Source organism: Bartonella sp. LB28NMGDW, from assembly GCF_042194435.1.
Classification (GTDB): Bacteria; Pseudomonadota; Alphaproteobacteria; order Rhizobiales; family Rhizobiaceae; genus Bartonella; species Bartonella grahamii.
This window is the reverse complement of record NZ_JBHIMX010000131.1, coordinates 1-721: the sequence shown is the minus strand read 5'-3', so window position 1 is coordinate 721 and position 721 is coordinate 1. Positions and strand designations below refer to the sequence as shown.

The following is a 721-nucleotide window of genomic DNA, read 5'->3' as shown; positions in this document are numbered from 1 at the left end:
GATTTTTTTGATTTCACTGGTTAATTCGTATTTTTTGCACATAGAAGACCCTCACAATCTAATGTGATAAACGTTTGATAAAATTTGGAATGGGAAAATTTGAAAGAGGGGCGCCCCCGCTGCACCTGTACTTCCATTTACACTGCTTTATTGATTAGACCCAGACAATCTCTAATTCACCATAAGGAGAGAGACGTTCAGTATAGGTTTTTATTTTAGTAGACCCGCCGACATTTTCACGAATAACAGCAATGCCATGAATATGAGCATTTTCAAAAACATGCACGTTATTTGCTATACGAGCGTTTTCATAAACCCTAGCATTGTCATAAACATAGGCATTATCATAAATAATAGCCTTGCCATAAACACGCGCATTACCATAGACATGGGAATTATCAGAAATAACAGCCTTGCCATAAACATGGGCATTATTATAAACATAGCCAGCAACGATAGCATTGTCATAAACCCGCGCATGACCATAGATATGACCACAAGTGACAGCCTTGCCAAAAACCCTTGCATTTTCATAAACATGACCATTTTTAAACACAAGAGCCTCATCATACACCCAGCAATTGCCATCATGAGAGAGGTTATCTTCCTTTTCAATAAAGCCGCCTAAGGTACCTTCTTTGATATCAGCAAAATCTTTTAATGCTTTAATACGGTAGAGAACATGTTTACCAAATACACGCGTTTCATTTGTGAGTGCAAA

The 721-nt window shown here is 37.7% G+C and carries 1 protein-coding gene; it reads right to left on the bottom strand.

All coding sequences use genetic code 11. The features are described from left to right. Positions 1-154 precede the first annotated feature (154 nt). The coding region (locus ACFIKG_RS09615) for a hypothetical protein (protein ID WP_375652234.1) at positions 155-721 on the bottom strand (567 nt) is incomplete at its 5' end.